We start from the raw sequence: 18064 nt of genomic DNA, 5'->3' as shown, positions 1-18064 counted from the left end.
GGGGATGGCACCCGTGGCTTCATGGGCACTGGGGGAAGTTTGGCACCCGAAACCTCAGACGAGCAGCTGATGCTCGCCTTCCAGGCGGGAGACGCGCGCGCGTTCGAAGCGTTGGTACGCAAGCACCGCGCGCCGGTGTTCAACTTCATCCTGCGCTTCGTGGGGCACCGGGCGCGGGCGGAGGACGTGCTGCAGGAGACCTGGCTCAAGGTCGTCCGCAGCGCCCGGGAATACGAGCCCAAGGCCCGGTTCACGACCTGGCTGTACACCATCGCGAGGAACCTCTGCGTGGACAGCACCCGCAAAGAGAGCTACCGCCAGGCGACGTCCCTGGAAGCCCCCTCGGCGGGTGCCGACGGCGACGAGGGACGTCCGCTGGGCGAGGGGCTGCCGGATGCCGGGGCCAGCCCGGAGCGCGGGGCGCACAACGCCCGGCTCCGGCCCCTGTTGGAGCGGGCCCTCGGGGCCCTTCCGGAGGAACAGCGCGAGGTGTTCGTGCTGCGCGAGTACAGCGGCATCCCGTTCAAGGAGATCGCCGAGGTGACGGGCGTGTCCGAGAACACGGTGAAGAGCCGGATGCGCTACGCGCTGGAGGGCCTGCGCCGCCGCCTGGGAGAGCTGGGCGTGGACGGCGACCTGTCGGAGGATGGAAGGACGGTGGCGGGATGAGTGCCCAGAATGTCCATGCGCACGAGGACCGGCTCCTCGACTTCGCCTACGGCGAGCTGCCCGCGTCGGAAGCCCAGGTGCTGGAGCAGCACGTCCAGGGCTGTGCGCGCTGCACGAAGGCGCTGGCGGACATCCGCGGCGTGCGCACCACCATGGCGCAGCTGTCGGCCGAACCCGCGCCGGACGCGGGCCTGGAGTCGCTGCTCGCGTACGCGGAGCAGGCCGCGCGCCGCGCCGCCGCGGGGCCCGAGCCGAAGCCCTCGCGCTGGCGCCGCTGGCTGCTGCCTGCGGTGGGCGTGGCCATGGTGAGCACCTTCGGCCTCCTCTCGCTGACCATCAGCCAGAACCTCCAGCTGGAGCCGAACCTGTCGCAGAAGGCCGCTCCGGTCGCGGCGAAGGCGGAGGAGTGGGACAAGCGCCAGCCGACCGCGACGATGGCGCCTGCCCCCACTGCCGTGAAGGAGGCTTCCTCCGAGGGCGCCGCGGATGCGCTGGCGGCCGTCTCACCCGCGCCGATGGATGAGAAGTTCGACCGGAATCAGGCGGAGGCGGAGCTCAAGGGCGCGGCCCGTCCGTCGGACTGGATGAACGCGGGCAGCGGCGGCGCGCTCCTGGAGCGGCGCCGCTCGTACGACGACGCCCCGAAGAAGAAGGTGGCCAAGGCCGTCCGCGACGCGGACAACGAGTTCGCGCCGCTCGAACCGGCCGCGGGGGCTCTGCCAGCGGAGATGGCTTCATCGCTGAAGGAAGAGAAGTCCGACGGCTACCTGGCCGGAAAGGTCGTCCCCGCGCCGCGGCGTGCGACGGCGGCAGGCGCGGACACCGCGCTGGCCGCGAAGGACGACTCGCTGCGGTTGGGCGCGAAGGCCTATGGCCGGGGGCTCGCCGCGGACGACGCGGACGAGGGGGGCGCGAGCGCTTCCGCGTCGCCGCCGCCTCCTGCGGCCGCCGCGCCCCAGGCCCAGTCCGTGACCATGGCCCCCGGCACCCCGGGCTCCATTGGCGGGGCCGCGCCCCCGGAGCCCGCGTCCCCCCGGGCGTCGACCGCGAAGCCCGTGCCCGTGGGGAAGGCCGCCTCCGACAAGGCGATGACGGCGCGCGATCTGTCCGCCCAGGCCCAGGCCGCCGCGGAGCGGGGCGACCGTGCCAGCGAGGCCCGGCTGCTGCGCGCCGCGCTCGCGGCTGGAGCCAACGGCAGCGAGCGGTTGGCGCTGCTCTCCCGCCTCTGTGAGTCCGAGTCCGTCCAGGGCCGGACCCGGGAGGCCGCCGCCGTCTGCGGGCAGATCATCTCCGAGGCCCCGGACTCCAGCGCGGCCCAGCTGGCCCAGCGCCGCCTGCGTCAGGCCACGCCCCCCGCGGCTCCGTCCAAGGCGGCCCCCGCCCAGCCCGCGCAGTAGGGGAGGGCGGCAGTCCACATGACCGATGCGTCCAGGGCCCCGGTGCTGGATAATGGGGGCATCGTGCACGCTCCCCCCGTGAACAGCCCCCGGAAGTCGCCGCCGCGCCGGGCCCGCCGTGGCCAGGCCATGGTGGAGTACTCGATGATCAACTGGGTGTTGATCGTCGGGCTCGTCATCGGCGCCACGGTGAAGATCCGCTGGAACGAAGACAAGCAGTCCAACGTCATCGACCTGTTCCTCGAGGCGTACCAGATTTATTACGACTCGTTCTACTTCGTGCTGAACCTGCCGTTCCCCTGAGGGACGCCAGGGTCGCGGATCCGCTCGTGTGTCGCGCCGTCCTCCCAGCCGGGTGGGCAGGCCCCGCGAGTGCCGGAGGTCCCGGGATTCCGCTTTGTCACGAGAGGTGGTTTTGACACCCGCAGCGGTGCATGGCTAACATTAGGCCCCGTTCGCGCCCTGGCATCGCCCCCTCGTCCCAAGCAGTCCTGCCGCCACGACGGCGCCCCACCGTTCTGGAGGACCTCGAACCATGTTGAAGGGTAAGACCCCACTCGTCGTCGCACTGGTGCTCGGTTTGCTCGCGGGCATCGTGGCCTACTCGGCCATCAAGAAGAAGGAAGCCGATGTGCGCCGCGGGTGGAACCTGGTTCCCGTGGTGGTGGCGGGGCAGGACATGCCCGAGGGCTCGGTCATCACGTATGAGATGATCTCCCAGCGCTCCGTGCCGGAGCAGTTCGTCACCTCGTCGGTGGTGAAGCCGGACTCCGCCAACTACATCGTGAACCAGAAGGTGCTGGTGGCGCTGCAGGCCGGCGACCCCATCCTCTGGAGCCAGTTCGAGACCACGAAGGCCGCCGAGCGCCTGTCCACGAAGGTGCAGAAGAAGGCGCGCGCCATCACCATCGAGGCGAAGCAGACCACCGCGGTGGGCGGGTGGATCCGCCCGAACGACCACGTGGACATCATCGGCACGTTCCGCGATCCGCAGACGGACGAGAGCGTCGCGGTGACGCTGCTGCAGAACATCATCGTCGTGGCCACGGGCAAGATCACCGGTACCACGAACATCAACCTCATCCCGGAGAACCAGCGCGAGTACAGCAACGTCTCGCTGATGGTGCTGCCGGAAGAGGCGGAGATCCTCGTGCTGGCGGCGGAGCTCGGCAACCTGACGCTGTCCCTGCGCAACGAGGACGACGTGGACCTCATCGAGGAGCGTGGCCGCGCCACCATCAGCACGCTGCTCTCCGGTGAGCGCACCCGCGTGCTGGAGCAGAAGCGCCGGGAGATCATCACGGTCATCCGGGGCGGCGGCGGCGAGAAGGCCTCGGCCGGCACTCCGTAGTCCCGCGCGCGGGGCCGCCTCCTGAAGTTGGAGCGGCCCTGCCACCCCCTCCCTCATCCCCCGGGGATTCGCGCCCATGCTCGCAGGTATCGTCCTCCTTCTCGTCACCGGCTCGGTCTTCTTCTTCAGCCTGGTGATCTTCAGCGTCCTGTCGAAGGCGTATGAGCAGTACCAGGAGCGGTACGTCGCCAAGTCGATGAACGACTTGAGCGACATGTTCCTCTTCATCGACGCGCGGCAGATGTTGATCCTCAACATCGCCTGCATGTGCCTCCTGGGCATCCTCAGCTACATCGTCTTCAACCCCATCCTGGCGGTGCTGGCGACCATCTTCGGCTTCTTCCTGCCGATGCTGCTCGTGAAGCACTACCGCAAGCGCCGCATCAAGAAGTTCAACGTGCAGCTGGTGGACGCGCTGCAGGCCATGGCCAACGCGTTCAAGGCCGGCCTCACGTTCCCGCAGGCCATCGAGCACGTGGCGCGCGAGGCGATGCCGCCCCTGTCCCAGGAGTTCGGCCTCTTCGTGAAGGAAGTGAAGCTGGGCGTGCCGCTGGAGGAGGCGCTCATCAACATGGGCCGCCGCGTGGGCAGCGACGACCTGGAGCTGGTGGTGGTGTCCACCAACATCGCGCGCCAGCTGGGCGGCAACATGGCGGAGATGTTCGAGACCATCTCCACGGTGATCCGCGAGCGCTTCCGTCTGGAAGGCAAGATCGACGCGCTGACGTCCCAGGGCAAGCTTCAGGGGTGGATCGTCGCGGCCATGCCGGCGGTGCTGGGCATGGTGCTCAACTACATGCGTCCGGACCTGATGGAGCCGATGATGAACCACATCTTCGGCTACATCCTGGTGACCCTGATCGCCATCATGGAGATCATGGGCATCCTCATCATCCGCCGCATCGTCAACATCGACATCTGAAGCGAGGCGTACCGTGGAAGTCCTGACATCTCTGCTGATGGGCGGCTCGGTACTGCTGACCGCGGGCGCGGTGGCGTTCCTGGGCATCGGCCTGTACACCAACGTCCTGGAGCGCTTCCTCACGGAGGTGCGGGACGAGTCCGCTGGCGGCATGAAGGGCGCGGGCTCCGTCGCCGTCCGCAAGCTGGGCGCGATGAACCGGCGCTTCATGTGGCCGAGCTACGAGTCCAAGACGCGCCGCAAGCTGATCAAGGCGGGCGAGCCGTCGCAGTACAAGCCCGAGGACATCATGGCGTTGCAGGAGGTGAGCGCGTTCTTCGCGTTGCTCGCCGGCCTGTTCGTCGTCAACGGCATTGGCGCGAACCTGGCGTGGTCGCTGCTGGTGATGCTCCTGGGCCTGTTCTATCCGCTCATCTGGTTGAACGATCAGGTGAAGCGCCGTCACCTGGCCATCAGCCGCGCGCTCCCGTACAACCTGGACCTGCTGACGCTGTCGGTGGAAGCGGGCATGGACTTCACGGGCGCGCTGGCGAAGGTGGTGGAGAAGGGCCGCCAGGGTCCGCTGCGCGAGGAGCTGCAGCTGGTGCTCAAGCAGCTCAAGATGGGCAAGACGCGCGAAGAGGCCTTGAAGAGCATGATCATGCGCGTGGACCTGCCGTCGCTGACGACGTTCGTCACGGCGCTGATCCAGGCGGACAAGATGGGCACGAGCCTGGGCAAGGTGCTGCGCATCCAGTCCACGCAGATGCGCATCGACCGCACGCAGCGCGCGGAGAAGCTGGCCGGCGAGGCCCCGGTGAAGATGCTGTTCCCGCTGATCGCCTGCATCTTCCCGACGGTGTTCATGGTGCTCTTCGGGCCCATCGTGTTCCAGTTCATGTTCGGCAACGTCGGGGGCTAGTCCTCTGCCCATCCTGCTCACCATCACCCAGGGGCTCCAGGTCGGACGGGAGCTCGCCTTCGAGCAGGCCGAAGTGAAGATCGGCCGGACCTCGGAGAACGACCTGGTGCTGCATGACCACGGTGTCTCCCGTCGTCATGCGCGCATCACCGCGAGGGATGGGCGCTATTTCGCCGAGGACGTAGGCAGCGCGAACGGCACGCACCTCAACGGCCAGCTGCTGAGCGGTGAGAAGCAGCTGCGCGACGGGGACCGCATCACCGTGGGGCCGGTGGAGTTCACCTTCGTGTGGATGCCGCCGGACGGGGACGACGACGTCACCCGGCCCATCCGGCGGGTGCTCGCGCCGCCGCACGCGAAGGTGTCGCCGCAGGGCGTGGAGCAGGCGTCGCTCGCGGAGATCGAAGCGGCGCCCACGAGCTACCAGCAGTCGATGCCAGCCATGGCGAGGCCCGCTTCTCCGCCGCGTCCCGCCGCCACCGTGCCCTCAGGGAAGGCAGTGCCCACGCCCGTGATGCCGGCGGCGGTGACTCCACCGAAGCGCCCCTCTGCTCCAGATCTGCCCGCGGTGGGGGGCCCCACGCCAGTCAAGGCTCCACCGGTGCCCCCGGTCCTGGGGGCTGCCACTCCGGGCAGGAGTCCTCCGGTGCTGCGGGCTCCCGCGTTGGGGACCGCGCCGGTCAGGCCCCCTCCGGTGCTGGGGGGCTCCGCGTCCGGAGCGTCTGCCGCGGGCAAGGTCCCCGGCTCGCCTCCGGTGTTGGCGTCCTCGGGGCCTTCCGCGAGCGCGCCGTCCAGAACTCCCGCGGGGCCACCGGTGTTGGGGGCTGCCGCTCCTCCCGCGGGTTCGCCGGCCAAGGCGCCCGCGGGACCTGTCGTGGGCAGCGCCTCGCCGGTGAACAAGGCTCCGGGAGCATCCACCCCTGTCAGGGCCTCCGGGCCGGGACTGCCAGCGATCAATGGCTCGGGGGCCGGCCGCCCTCCCGTGTTGGACGCGCCGGCCACGCTTGCCGTGGAGCCCGCCCACATCACGGCGCTGGAGCTTCCGGCGGTGGGCGCTCCTGCCTCGACGGAGCCTGTTTCCGCGAAGCGGAATGGTGTCTCGAGCCCGCCCGGTGTTGGCACGCCGGGACCGAACCGGCCTTCGCCGGATCGCGGCGCCTCGCGTGCGTCCACGGCACCAGGCGTTGGGGCCTCCTCCGGGTCCGGCCTTCCGTTGATGACGCCGCCGGGGCTCATGGCTCCGCCACCCCCGGCGCGCCCTCCCGTCACGCCGCCCTCCAATGACCTGGCGCCCGTGGTGCCGGAGGAACCGGAGGAACGCACGCTGATGGCGATTCCCACCGTGGATTCGCCTGGGCCCGTCTCCGTGCCGGCCCCCGAGCTGCCCATCGCGGTGATGGACGAGCCGGAGGAGCGCACGCTGATGGCGATTCAGGCGACCCCGGCAGCGCCGCCTCCGGGGGGAGTGCCATCGCACGAGGCCGTGTCCGCGCTCTCCGCGCCGGCCCTGGAGGAGCCTGAAGAGCGCACGCTGATGGCGATTCAGGCGACCCCGGAAGCGCCACCTCCGGTGGACGCGCCGCCGCCACGGGACGACGCGTTTGCGCTGCCCCCTCCGACGATGGAGGAGCCCGAGGAGCGCACGGTCCTCGACCTCCGGCCCATCACCCCGGTCAGCCCGCTCGTGTCCCCGCCGGTGCGTGTCGCGAGCGCGGCACCGGCCGCACCCCCGTCGGACTCCCGCGAGCCCGCGACCTTCGTCGGCCAGGACCATGACGTCGATGCGGCTCCCGAGGAGACCCGTGCCTCGGGGACCTTCGCGGGCCAGGAACCGCCCATCGCCGCCGCGGCGGTTCCGGAGGCACCGCAGGCCCGGCTCGCTCCCGTCCCGCCGCCTCCGCCGGAGCCGGTGACGCAGGTGGGCCGCCGGCAGCACGCCGTGCCTCCTCCGGCGCTGGACCCCGGCCCGCCGCCGGGCGCGGCCCCCTTGCTGGCACCCACGCCCTCCGCGGACGGGGAGGGCGAAGGCACCCAGCCGCTCCCGCCCGACCGGGAGGACCCGTCCATCCAGCTCGTGCCCAACGGCCCGGTGACGGTCGTCGCGAAGGTCGAGCCCTCGTCCGCCGCGGACAAGGCGCGCAAGCGGCGTCAGTTGGGCAAGTCGCTCGCTGGCCAGTTCCAGCTCTTCTGGCAGCGCCAGTCACTGCCCAAGCGCATCGCCTTCGTGTCGGTGTCGGCGGTGGTGGTGCTGGCGGGGGTGACGCTGCTCGCGGCGCTCGCGATGCCGACCGCCATCCGCCTCCCGGGACGCGAGCCCTTCACGCTGGGCATGGATCCGGTACCGGACTCCTTCGGCCTGGGCCAGGGCGTGCGCTGGGTCCACGCCGACGACAAGCTCTTCGACTTCCGCTTCGTGTCCCCGACCCGCGCGGTGGCGGTGCTGCACTATCAGGCCAGCGACATCGCCCGGGACGAGGTCAACCTGTCCCTCAACGGCGTGTCCCTGGGCTGGGTGCCTCCAGACACGGCGCAGACCGCCGAGCGCGAACTGGAGCACGTCCTCCCCCCCAGCCTCCTGCGCCGCAACGCCAACAACCAGCTCCTCTTCGACAACGCCCTCAACCCGCCCGGCCATGACCCCTGGCGCATCTGGAACCTGCGCCTGGAGATCATCCCGGTGCCCGAGCTGCCACCCGACCAGTTGGTCGCTTCCGCCCGGGAGCTGGCGAAGTCCGGGGCCCGCTTCTACGAGCTCAAGGATGTGGGCGCGGAGAACCTGTTCAAGTCGTGGCGGGACTACCGGGCCGCGTGGATCACCCTGGAAGCGCTCGACGAGAAGCCGGAGCTGTACGACGACGTCCGGGAGCGGATCGCCCAGATTTCAATGGAGCTGGACCACCGCTGCAGCCAGCTGATGATGCAGTTCCAGCGGGCGGTTCAGTTCCGAAGCCGACGGGACGCGGTCGCCACCTTGGAAGACGTGCGGAGACGCTTCCCTACGGCCGAGCATCGCTGCCACAATCTCGCGCTGGAAAAAGCCTATGAGCACGAGCTTTAAGGCGCGTGCCCCCCTCAGCAGGACGCGGTGACCTCCATGTCGAACGCACCTCCCCCCGCCCGCCGACGGCCTACGTCAGGTACGCCCTCCTCCGGGACCGGACAGCGCGCGCCGGTCCGCCGGTCGACCGGTGCCTCCGCGGCCGCGGTTCGCCCGGCGAAGCTCGTCGTCGTCGCCGGCCCCATGGAGGGCGAGGAGTTCGCGCTCTCCGAGCTCGAGTACACGGTGGGCCGCTCCACCGACAACCCCATCTGCATCCAGGACACGTCCGTCTCCCGCAAGCACGTGACGCTGCGCAAGGAGTCCGCCGGCTGGATGGTCAGTGACATGGGGTCCGGCAACGGCACCATCGTCAACGGCGAGCCCATCTCCGAGGAGACGCTGCTCGCCAACGGCGACGTCATCACGCTGGGCGACTCGGAGCTGCGCTACGAGGACACCGCCAACAGCACCGCCAAGGTGCAGGCGCCCTCCAGCCCCCGGCCCCGCCCGTCCGCCTCGGGTGCTCGCGGTGCCGTGGCCGTGCCCGCGCGCCCCGCCCGGGAGGGCCGCGCGCGCCCGCAGACGTCGCGCGCCGCCGCGGCCGCGGAGCTCACGCCGGAGATGCAGCGCAAGCGCATGCGGATCAAGCTCGCGGGCGCCGCCGTGCTGGTGCTGCTCTTCGCGGGTCTGGGCGTCGCGCGCTCGCGCATGCGTCACCAGCAGGAGGAGCAGGGCCGCATCGAGGCCGAGCAGCGCAAGTACCGCGAGCAGCTGGGCGGCCTCTTCCAGGAAGCCAAGAACCTGGTGCGCGAGGGCCAGTGGCAGCAAGCCAAGGCGAAGCTGGAGGAGCTCAACGCGCAGGCGCCGGACTACCCCGGCGTGGCGGACTACCTGAAGGCAGCGGAGCGGGAGATCCCCAACCAGGGCCACCTGGCCACGGCCCAGGCGGCGCTGGCCAAGGGCGAGCTCGCCAACGCGAAGGCGTCCATCGAGAAGGTGAGCAGCGACACCCAGCTCTACGAGCAGCTCAAGGCGGCGCGCAGGAACCTGGCGGAAGCCGCCGACAAGCGCACGAAGGAGGCCAAGGGGCTGCTGGACACCCGCCAGCTGGAGAACGTGCAGAAGGCCAAGGCCATCACCGACGACGTGCTGGCGACCTTCCCAGAGCACCGCGACGGCAAGCTGGTCAATGACGATGCCGCGCGCGTCATCGCCGACATGACCCGTCCGGACCCCGTGCGCGTGGCCGCGGCGCCCAAGCCGTGGGAGCCCGCCGTGGACCGCTTCCGCGACGGCGACCTCACCGGCGCGGCGGCCATGCTCAACGCGTGCTCGGCCAAGACGGCGCAGTGCAAGCAGCTGATGGGGCAGGTGACGGAGTTCGGCAACCTCTACAAGAAGCTGGAGGACCTGGACGCCAAGGGCCTCACCCGGCTGCTCGCGCTGGACAAGGACATCACGGACGGGCGCGGCAGCAAGATGGCGCGCAACGCGGGCACCCGCGCGGCGACCATCTATTACAAGAGCGCCGCGGGCGCGAAGGCCGCCGGCCAGTGGTCGCGCGCCATGGAGTTCGCCCGCCGCGCGCTCCAGGCGGACCCCGCCCACGCGGGCGCCGCCAACATCGTCAACGACCTCAAGGGCAAGGCGAAGGACCTGTACATGCAGGCCTACTCCATCAAGGACTCCAGCCCCGAGGACGCGCTGCCCAAGTTCCGCGACGTCGTCGCGATGACGCCGCCGGACGACGAGCTGCACGGCAAGGCCCAGGGCTGGATCGAGAAGCTGTCGCGATGAAGAAGCGCAAGGGGGGCGAATCACCCCCGGCCGACGAGCCGGGGCAGGGCGATCTGTTCGGCACGTCGCTCCTGCCTCCCCTGCGTCCGGCCCCGCCGAAGGCCGCCGCCGCGAGCAAGCCGCCCAGGTCGCCGCCGTCCGCGCCGGTGGCGGAGATCGCCGCGGAGCCCCCGGCCGCCAGCACGCCGGCGCCTCCGGCCACCGTCACTCCGCCGCCTCGCGCGGAGCGCACGGTGCTGTCGGTAGGCGAGCTCACCCGGCAGATCAAGCAGACGGTGGAGTCGCGCTTCCCGCGCGTGCTGGTGCGCGGCGAGGTGTCCAGCTTCCGCGGCGCCAACGCGCGCGGCCACTGGTACTTCACGCTCAAGGACTCGGACGCCTCCATCGACGCGAAGGTGTGGGCGTCCATGGCGTCGCGGATCCGCTTCGCGCTGCGCGACGGCATGGAGGTGCTGGCCGAGGGCAGCGTGGACCTGTACGAGCCGCAGGGCCGCTACAGCCTCATCGTGTCCCGGCTGGAGCCGGTGGGCGAGGGCGCGCTGGCGCTCGCGTTCGAGCAGCTCAAGCAGCGGCTGGCGGCGGAGGGGCTCATCGGCGACCGGCGCGTGCGGCCGCCCCGGCCCGTGCCGTTCCTGCCCCGGCGCATCGGCGTCGTGACGAGCCGCACCGGCGCGGCGCTCCAGGACTTCCTGCGTGTGCTGCACTCGCGCAACCCCCGGCTGGGCGTGCTCCTGGCGGACGCGCGCGTGCAGGGGGAGGGCTCCGCGGAGGACGTGGCGCGGGCCATCGAGCGGCTCGCGCGTACGGACGTGGACGTCATCGTCGTGACGCGCGGCGGAGGCTCCGTGGAGGACCTCTGGACGTTCAACGAGGAGCGGGTGGCGCGCGCCATCTTCGCCTCGCCCGTGCCGGTGGTGTCCGCCATCGGCCACGAAATCGACTTCACCATCTCGGACTTCGTCGCGGACCTGCGCGCGCCCACGCCCAGCGCGGCGGCGGAGCGGCTGGCGCCGGTGCTGGCGGACCTGGAGCTGACGCTGGCCACGCAGTCCGGCCGCCTGCGCCGGGCCATGGAGCGCCGGGTGCTGGAGCTGCGCGAGCGCCAGGGCCAGCTGCGCTCACGGCTGCCCGACCCCCGCCGTGAGGTGAACCACCAGCGCCTGCACCTGTCCGAACAGGTGGAGGCGATGATGCGCGTGATGCGCCCCCGGACGCGCGAGCACCGGGAGACGCTGCGCGCGCTCCAGGAGCGGCTGCAGCGGGCGCGGCCCCAGACGCGGCTGTCGGAGCAGCGGGCGCACCTGTTGAAGCTGGCCATGCGCCTGTCGGAGGCGGCGCGCGCGGGCGTGTCCCGGAGGCGGGGCGCGCTGGCGGACGCGCGGCTGGGGCTGGAGCGGGCCACGCCCACGGCGCGCGTGGCGGCCGAGCGGGCGAAGGTGGCCCAGGCGCAGGCACGGCTCCTGGAACTCCAGCGGGGCATGCTGTCGTCCGCGCAGACGCACTTCGGCCGGCTGGGCGGCCGCCTGGACGCCCTGAGCCCCCTGAAGGTGATGTCGCGCGGGTACGCGGTGACGTTCCGCCAGCGGGACGGCGTGGTGGTGCGCTCCATGTCGGACGTGGTGGTGGGGGACGTGCTGGGCATCAAGCTGGCGGCCCACGGGGCGAAAACCCTGGGGGGGTGTGAAGAAATCGAAGCCACCGTTACGAGCCTGAAAGGCCCGGTGGACTGCTAGCGGGCCACCCTCTACATTCCGCGCCCCGCTCGGGGAGGTGGATGGCCGTGGCGAAGTCGGACAAGAACCCCAAGGTGGAGCCCGCTCCGGAGCAGTACGGGGACGTGGTGTCGCGCCTGGAAGAGACGGTGGCGCGGCTGGAAAGCGGCGACCTGTCGCTGGAGGAGTCGCTCAAGGCGTTCGAGGAGGGCATCCGCCTCGTGCGCCGGGGCGAGAAGCTGCTCACGGAGGCCGAGCAGCGCATCGAACAGCTGCTGGTGGACGAGGACGGCCAGGACGTGGCCGCGCCGCTGGCGGTGGCGGCCCGGCCCGCTCCCCAGGCCGCCCCCCGGACGGCCGCTCCGGCGCGTCCGCCGCCGGAGGACGATGTCCCGTTCTAGTCACCAGGGGAAGGGCGGAGGCCGGGCATGTCGAAGCCGAAGATTACGATTGTCGATGACGACCGCGACACGCGCGAACTGCTCGCCGAGGCCCTGGGAGCCGAGGGGTTCGAGGTCATGTCCGCGGCCAATGGCCTGCGGCTCGTGGCGTCGCTGGAGCTGCACCGGCCGCATGCCATCCTCCTGGACGTGAACATGTCCTGGATCAACGGCTTCGAGCTGTGCCAGGCCGTGAAGCAGAACAAGCAGTTCCGGGACATCCCCATCATCTTCATCAGCGGGCGGGGAGACCCGGAGGACAAGCGGCGCGGCATGGAGGTCGGCGCGGCCGACTACTTCGTGAAGCCGCTGGAGCTGGATGCGCTCGTCAAGCGCATCCGTGAACTCATCCCCGCCGACGTGGCGAAGGAGCCCTGACGCCAATGGCCGTCTTCAACCTGGAACCCTTCATGCGCATGCATCAGTCGCGGGTGGAGGCGCTCCTGCTCGAACGCGCGGACCGCTGGGGCTCCGCGGGCACGCCGCCGCGGCTGGCGGAGTCCATGCGCTACTCGCTGCTCGCGGGCGGCAAGCGGCTGCGCCCCGTGCTGTGCCTGGCGTTCGCGGACGCGGTGGCGAAGGCGAGCACCGACAACGCCGTGGTGTTGGATGCGGCGTGCGCCCTGGAGTACGTGCACACGTATTCGCTGGTGCACGACGACCTGCCCGCCATGGACAACGACGACCTGCGCCGGGGCCGGCCCACGAACCACAAGGTCTACGGCGAGCCGGTGGCGCTGCTGGCCGGGGACGCGCTGCTCACGGAGGCCTTCACGCTGCTCGCCTCCGGTCCGGAGCCGGTGCGCGGCACGCTGTGCGCGGAGCTGGCGCGCGCGTCGGGCGCGGCGGGGATGGTGGGTGGCCAGGTGCTGGACATCGCGGACGACCGGGCCCCGACGCTGGACTACCTCCTGCGGCTGCACCGGCTGAAGACGGGCGCGCTCATCCTCGCGGCGTGCCGGATGGGCGTGCTGGCGGCGGGCGGTGACGCGGCGGCGCTCGCGAGCGCGGTGACCTATGGCGAAGCGGTGGGCCTGGCGTTCCAAATCGCCGACGACGTGCTGGACGTGACGTCGAGCGCGGAGGCCATGGGCAAGCCGGTGGGCGCGGACGCGGAGGCCGGGCGCTTCACGTTCCCCGCGGTGGTGGGGCTGGACGAGTCGCGCCGCATGGCCGCGGAGCTGGTGGCCCGCGCGGCGGCGGCGGTGCGCCCGCTGGAGGGCGAGGGCGGTCCGCTGGCGGCGCTGGCGCGCTACACGGTGGAGCGGAAGTCCTGATGACGGACGTGCTGTCCGGTGTGGCTTCACCCGCGGACGTGCGCGCGCTCCCCGAGGACGCGCTGCCCGGCCTGTGCGAGGCGCTGCGCGAGGCCATCATCACCACCTGCGGCCGGGTAGGCGGCCACCTGGGGGCGTCGCTGGGCGCGGTGGAGCTGGTGGTGGCCCTGCACCGGGTCTTCCACACGCCGCAGGACGCGCTGCTCTTCGACGTGGGGCACCAGGCGTACGCGCACAAGCTGCTCACCGGCCGGCGCGAGCGCATGCACACGCTGCGGCAGGCGGGCGGCATCGCGCCGTTCCTGGACCCGCGCGAAAGCCCCCACGACGCGCTGGCGGCGGGCCACGCGTGCACGGCCATCTCCGCGGCGCTGGGGCTGCTCGCGGGCCGCAGGCAGCTGGGCCACACAGGGCACGTGGTGGCGGTGGTGGGCGACGGCGCGCTCACCGGAGGCCTGAGCTTCGAGGGGCTCAACAACGCGGGGGGCAGCCCGCTGCCGCTCGTGGTGGTGCTCAACGACAACCAGATGTCCATCAGCGCGAACGTGGGCGCCATCCCCGCGCTCCTGCGCACGCGCAATGCCCGCGCCTTCTTCGAGTCGCTGGGCTTCACCTACCTGGGCCCGGTGGACGGGCACGACCTGGGCGCCCTCACGCGCGCGCTGCGCGAGGCGAAGGCGTCGTCGCGTCCGGTGGTGGTGCACACGCTGACGCAGAAGGGGCGCGGCTTCCCGCCCGCCGAGGCCGACGAGCAGACGCGCGGCCACGCGATGGGGCCCTACGAGTGGCGCGACGGCAAGCTCGTGCGCTCTCGCGGGGGGCGGGCGACGTTCAGCGAGGCCTTCGCCCAGGTGCTGGGCGACGCGCTGGAGCGCGACCCTCGCGTGGTGGCGGTGACGCCCGCGATGCTGGAGGGTAGCGCGCTCACGGGCCTGAAGGCACGCTTCCCGGACCGCGTGCACGACGTGGGCATCGCCGAGCAGCACGCGGTGACGTTCTGCGCCGGGCTGGCCGCGGCGGGGGCGAAGCCGGTGTGTGTCATCTACTCCACCTTCCTCCAGCGCGCGTACGACCAGGTGGTCCATGACGTGTGCCTGCCGGGGCTGCCCGTCGTCTTCGCGGTGGACCGGGCGGGGTTGGTGGGCGCGGACGGCGCCACGCACCAGGGCGCCTACGACGTGTCCTTCCTCCGGCCGCTGCCGGGCCTCACGCAGTGGGCTCCGGTGGTGGGCGACGACATGGCGCCCATGCTCGCCGCCGCGCTCCAGGCGCCCGGGCCGTCCGTGCTGCGCTTTCCTCGCGGCACGCTGCCGGACGTCCCGCCGGAGCTGGCGCGGGGGCTGGGTGAGGCGCCGGGCCCGTCCTCGCACCTCCAAGAGGCAGACGACGCGCGCGGGGCGACGGGCTCCGCGGCTTCGCTGGCGACGCCGGGTGCGTTCCCCATGATGGGTGCCCGCTGGCTGAAGCGCGTGCCCGGTTCGCGGCTGACGCTGGTGACGCTCGGGCCGCTGGGCCTGTCCGCGCTGGAGGCCGCTCGGTCCGAACCGGACTGGAGCGTGCTGGACGCGCGCCGGGCGTGGCCCCTGGACGAAGCGGCGCTTTTGGAAGCCGCGGCGGGCGGGCACGTGGTGGTGGCGGAGGAGGGCACCATCCGGGGCGGCCTGGGCAGCGCGGTGCTGGAGCTGTACGCGGCGTCGGGTGTCTCCCCGCGGGTGACCCTCCTGGGCATGCCGGACGTGTTCCTGCCGCACGGGGACGCGCGGGTGCAGCGCGCGCAGCTGGGACTGGACGCGGCGGGCCTGCGGCGCGCGGGCCGGGCGCTGCTCGGAGAGGAGAGCCGGTGAAGCCGAAGAAGGAGCGGCTGGATGTGCTGGTGGTGGAGCGCGGGCTCGCCGAGTCGCGCACCAAGGCCCAGGCGCTCATCCTCGCCGGCCAGGTGGTGGTGGCGGATCAGCGCGTGGACAAGCCGGGCTCGCTGGTCCCCGTGGACGCGGAGCTGCGCCTCAAGGGCGAGGTGCTGCCCTACGTGTCGCGTGGCGGCCTCAAGCTCAAGGCGGCCATGGACCGCTTCGGCCTGGATGTGACGGGCCGCGTGGGCGCGGACATCGGCGCCAGCACCGGCGGCTTCACGGACTGCCTGCTCCAGCACGGCGCGGTGCGGGTGCACGCCATCGACGTGGGCTATGGCCAGCTCCACGAGAAGCTGCGCGTCGACCCACGCGTGCGCTCGCGCGAGCGTGTCAACGCGCGCTACCTGACGGACGAGGACCTGCCGGAGGAGGTGGGCGTGGTCGTCATCGACGTGAGCTTCATCTCGCTCACCCAGGTGCTGCCGTCGGTGCTGCGGTTCCTCTCACCGGGCGGGCTGCTCATCGCCCTGGTGAAGCCCCAGTTCGAGGTGGGCCCGGAGCGGGTGGGCAAGGGCGGCGTGGTGCGCGACCCACAGGCGCGCCAGGACGCCATCGACACGGTGACGGCCTTCGTGCGCGAGCACGGCCTCACCGTGCGCGGGGTGATGGACTCGCCCGTGCCCGGGCCCGCCGGCAACGTGGAGGCGCTCCTCGTCGCCGACAGGCCCTGAGGGCCGTCCGTCACTTCTTGACGGCGCGGTACTCCGGCAGCGTGAGCGCCTGGACCAGGTTGTTGCCCACACGCATCCACAGCCGGCCGCTGTCATCCACGGAGCAGGACAGGCTGCTGGAGACCTCGTAGCGGAACAGCTCGCCGTTCTCCGCGGTGTCCACCGCGACGATCTCCACCGGCAGGGCGCCGCCCTGGCCCGAACCGGCGAGCAGGTAGAACTCCGGGCTCGTGGGCTGGCCCAGCTGCGCCTGGAGGATGCGAAGCTGTCCGGAGGCGTCCACCGACGTGCCGCCCTTGTTGGTGACGAGCCCGTTCGCCGTATCCAGGAACCACACGCGCTGCGTGCCGATGACCGCCAGCCGCGTGCCCGCGTAGAAGGGCAGCAGGAAGTTCGTCGGCACCGGGAACGTGGTGCTCATCCACTTGAGCGCGCTGCCCTCGCAGCCCGCCACCTCCGCGGAGCAGGCCTGCACCCGCGACTGGTTGTTCGCGAACGCGAGCGCCAGGAAGATGGTCCGGCCGTCCGCGCTGAGCGCGATGGGGGGCGGCGAGCTGGTGTCGCCCTGATACTGGGTGATGGCCTTCTCCTGCACCAGGGGCACCTTGTCCCCGGTGGTGTTGGCATCCAGCGTCACGACCACGAGCTCCAGAAGCGAGGGCGAGGCCTCGTTGGGCACACGGGCCATGGGGAACACCACCTGCGCCCCCTTCTGCTGGGCCGGCCCGACGGGCCGCCACGACGACTGGTGCGTCCACTGGAACGCGCCGTTCGTCGAGGTGTGATTGAGCCGCGAGACGTTGATGCCATTGATGACGAGCGCGTCCCCGTCGTCCATGACGGAGAAGCGCTCCGGCGCGTAGGTGGTCGCCGTCCGGCCGGTGATGACGAAGTTGTCGTCCACGGCGATCGCGCCGATGCCGGGCGTCCAGACCCACCGCTTCTTGCTGACCTTGTTGACGGCGGTGATGACCGTGTCCGTGGTGCACGGGATGCCCATCGACACCGAGTTGCGCACCACACCCGCCGAGTCCACGCGGTAGAGCGTGCCGGAGCCCGTGGTGGGGTTGCCGCAGCCGAGGAAGGAGACGTTCGTGCCGCTGCCCTCGGCGATGAAGAAGTCCGTCACCACCTGGCCGTTGGGGTCCGGATCCTTGATGACCTTCGCCACCGGCAGGAACGTGGCCGCCTGCGGCTGGGACACGTTCGCCCGGCCGTCCGCGCACGTCGCCCGCGCGTTGAGCGACAGCCCCACGGCGAGCCCGCGGTCGTACTTGATTTCGTTCTTCTCCAGCTCGAAGTCCATGGACCCGCTGGTGTACGCAACGGACTTGAGGAACGTGTCCCGGTCGTAGATGTCCACCCGCGACACGGCGTCACACCCGGACACGATGATCCGCACCGTCAGCGAGGGGGCCGCCGTGTTGGGCTGCGGCACGGTGAGCGTCACCGTCGGCGGGTCCGGGATGGGCGCCGGCTTCTCGCCCCCACAGGCGGCGAGCATGGAGGCGCAGAAGTTCAGTGTGGCCAGGAAGGCCCGCGGCGCGAACGGGCGCGAAGGAGCGGAGTGCATGGTTCCACACTCTACCGCGCTCCCTCGGGAAGCGGGCGGGGCCACGGCCCCCGGGCCTGTCCCTGGACCGAATCCTGATCGCGAAGGCCCCGGAAACCTCCCCGCGACTCCTGCCCGCCCGCCCAGCCACCGGCCGACCGGTGGGAGTGGTGGGGGAAGAAAGTAACAGCGCCGCTGTTTTCGCGGCGTTCCATCCCTTCAAGGGCTGGGGCGGGCGGTTTCCGGTCATCGGACCGTCATGTGCGCGCGGGATTCCGGAGGAAGGAAGCCGGGCCGGGGTATACGTCGCACGCCTTTTCCCACCCCTCTCGCTTGAGGAGAGTCCCGTTCATCCGCTGGCCCGCGGACGGGTTAGACGGCATGATCCGGAATCGACCATGACCCCTTTCGCACCCAACGGGTTT

General features: G+C 71.4%; 15 protein-coding genes. 14 read left to right on the top strand and 1 reads right to left on the bottom strand.

From position 1 onward, the window contains the following. Positions 1–21 precede the first annotated feature (21 nt). The 14 genes from KYK13_RS23620 (at position 22) to KYK13_RS23555 (ending at position 16087) form a co-directional block, all read left to right on the top strand. Positions 22–669, top strand: a complete 648-nt coding sequence (locus KYK13_RS23620) for an RNA polymerase sigma factor (RefSeq protein ID WP_223633617.1) — start codon at positions 22–24, stop codon at positions 667–669. After that, positions 666–2066 (top strand): anti-sigma factor, encoded by a 1401-nt coding sequence (locus KYK13_RS23615; protein ID WP_223633614.1) that lies wholly within the window; start codon positions 666–668, stop codon positions 2064–2066. Before KYK13_RS23620 ends, KYK13_RS23615 begins: the two co-directional genes overlap by 4 nt. Before the next feature lie 63 nt (positions 2067–2129). Further along, positions 2130–2369 (top strand): hypothetical protein, encoded by a 240-nt coding sequence (locus KYK13_RS23610; RefSeq protein WP_223633612.1) that lies wholly within the window; start codon positions 2130–2132, stop codon positions 2367–2369. Positions 2370–2601: 232 nt separating this feature from the next. After that, positions 2602–3417 (top strand): Flp pilus assembly protein CpaB, encoded by an 816-nt coding sequence (gene cpaB, locus KYK13_RS23605; RefSeq protein WP_223633609.1) that lies wholly within the window; start codon positions 2602–2604, stop codon positions 3415–3417. Between the two features lie 76 nt (positions 3418–3493). Further along, positions 3494–4339 (top strand): type II secretion system F family protein, encoded by an 846-nt coding sequence (locus KYK13_RS23600; protein WP_223633607.1) that lies wholly within the window; start codon positions 3494–3496, stop codon positions 4337–4339. A gap of 37 nt (positions 4340–4376) precedes the next feature. Beyond that, positions 4377–5240 (top strand): type II secretion system F family protein, encoded by an 864-nt coding sequence (locus KYK13_RS23595; RefSeq protein WP_223646726.1) that lies wholly within the window; start codon positions 4377–4379, stop codon positions 5238–5240. A 73-nt stretch (positions 5241–5313) separates the two neighbouring features. Next, on the top strand, positions 5314–8298 hold the full coding sequence (locus KYK13_RS23590; RefSeq protein WP_370645150.1) for an FHA domain-containing protein: 2985 nt from the start codon (positions 5314–5316) through the stop codon (positions 8296–8298). 36 nt (positions 8299–8334) lie between these two features. Beyond that, positions 8335–10077, top strand: a complete 1743-nt coding sequence (locus tag KYK13_RS23585; RefSeq protein ID WP_223633605.1) for an FHA domain-containing protein — start codon at positions 8335–8337, stop codon at positions 10075–10077. Continuing rightward, positions 10074–11810, top strand: a complete 1737-nt coding sequence (gene xseA, locus KYK13_RS23580) for an exodeoxyribonuclease VII large subunit (RefSeq protein ID WP_223633603.1) — start codon at positions 10074–10076, stop codon at positions 11808–11810. Before KYK13_RS23585 ends, xseA begins: the two co-directional genes overlap by 4 nt. Positions 11811–11851: 41 nt before the next feature. Next, complete coding sequence (xseB, locus tag KYK13_RS23575; protein ID WP_223633601.1) at positions 11852–12190, top strand: exodeoxyribonuclease VII small subunit; 339 nt, start codon at positions 11852–11854, stop codon at positions 12188–12190. A gap of 27 nt (positions 12191–12217) precedes the next feature. Next, entirely contained in the window at positions 12218–12607 is a 390-nt protein-coding gene (locus KYK13_RS23570) for a PleD family two-component system response regulator (RefSeq protein WP_014397650.1), read from the top strand. Between the two features lie 5 nt (positions 12608–12612). Further along, on the top strand, positions 12613–13506 hold the full coding sequence (locus KYK13_RS23565) for a polyprenyl synthetase family protein (RefSeq protein ID WP_223633598.1): 894 nt from the start codon (positions 12613–12615) through the stop codon (positions 13504–13506). Beyond that, entirely contained in the window at positions 13506–15350 is a 1845-nt protein-coding gene (locus KYK13_RS23560; RefSeq protein WP_223633596.1) for a 1-deoxy-D-xylulose-5-phosphate synthase, read from the top strand. Before KYK13_RS23565 ends, KYK13_RS23560 begins: the two co-directional genes overlap by 1 nt. Beyond that, the gene (locus KYK13_RS23555) at positions 15347–16087 is read left to right on the top strand and encodes a TlyA family RNA methyltransferase (protein ID WP_223633593.1); all 741 of its coding nucleotides are present in this window, start codon (positions 15347–15349) and stop codon (positions 16085–16087) included. Before KYK13_RS23560 ends, KYK13_RS23555 begins: the two co-directional genes overlap by 4 nt. A 10-nt stretch (positions 16088–16097) precedes the next feature. On the opposite strand, the gene KYK13_RS23550 is transcribed toward KYK13_RS23555, so the two are convergent. Further along, a complete protein-coding gene (locus KYK13_RS23550) occupies positions 16098–17660 on the bottom strand; it encodes a hypothetical protein (RefSeq protein WP_223633590.1) in 1563 nt (520 codons plus the stop codon). Between the last annotated feature and the right edge of the window lie 404 nt (positions 17661–18064).

Source organism: Corallococcus sp. EGB, from assembly GCF_019968905.1.
GTDB lineage: Bacteria > Myxococcota > Myxococcia > Myxococcales > Myxococcaceae > Corallococcus.
Note: the sequence above shows the minus strand (reverse complement) of the source record. Positions and strands in the feature narration are given on the sequence as shown.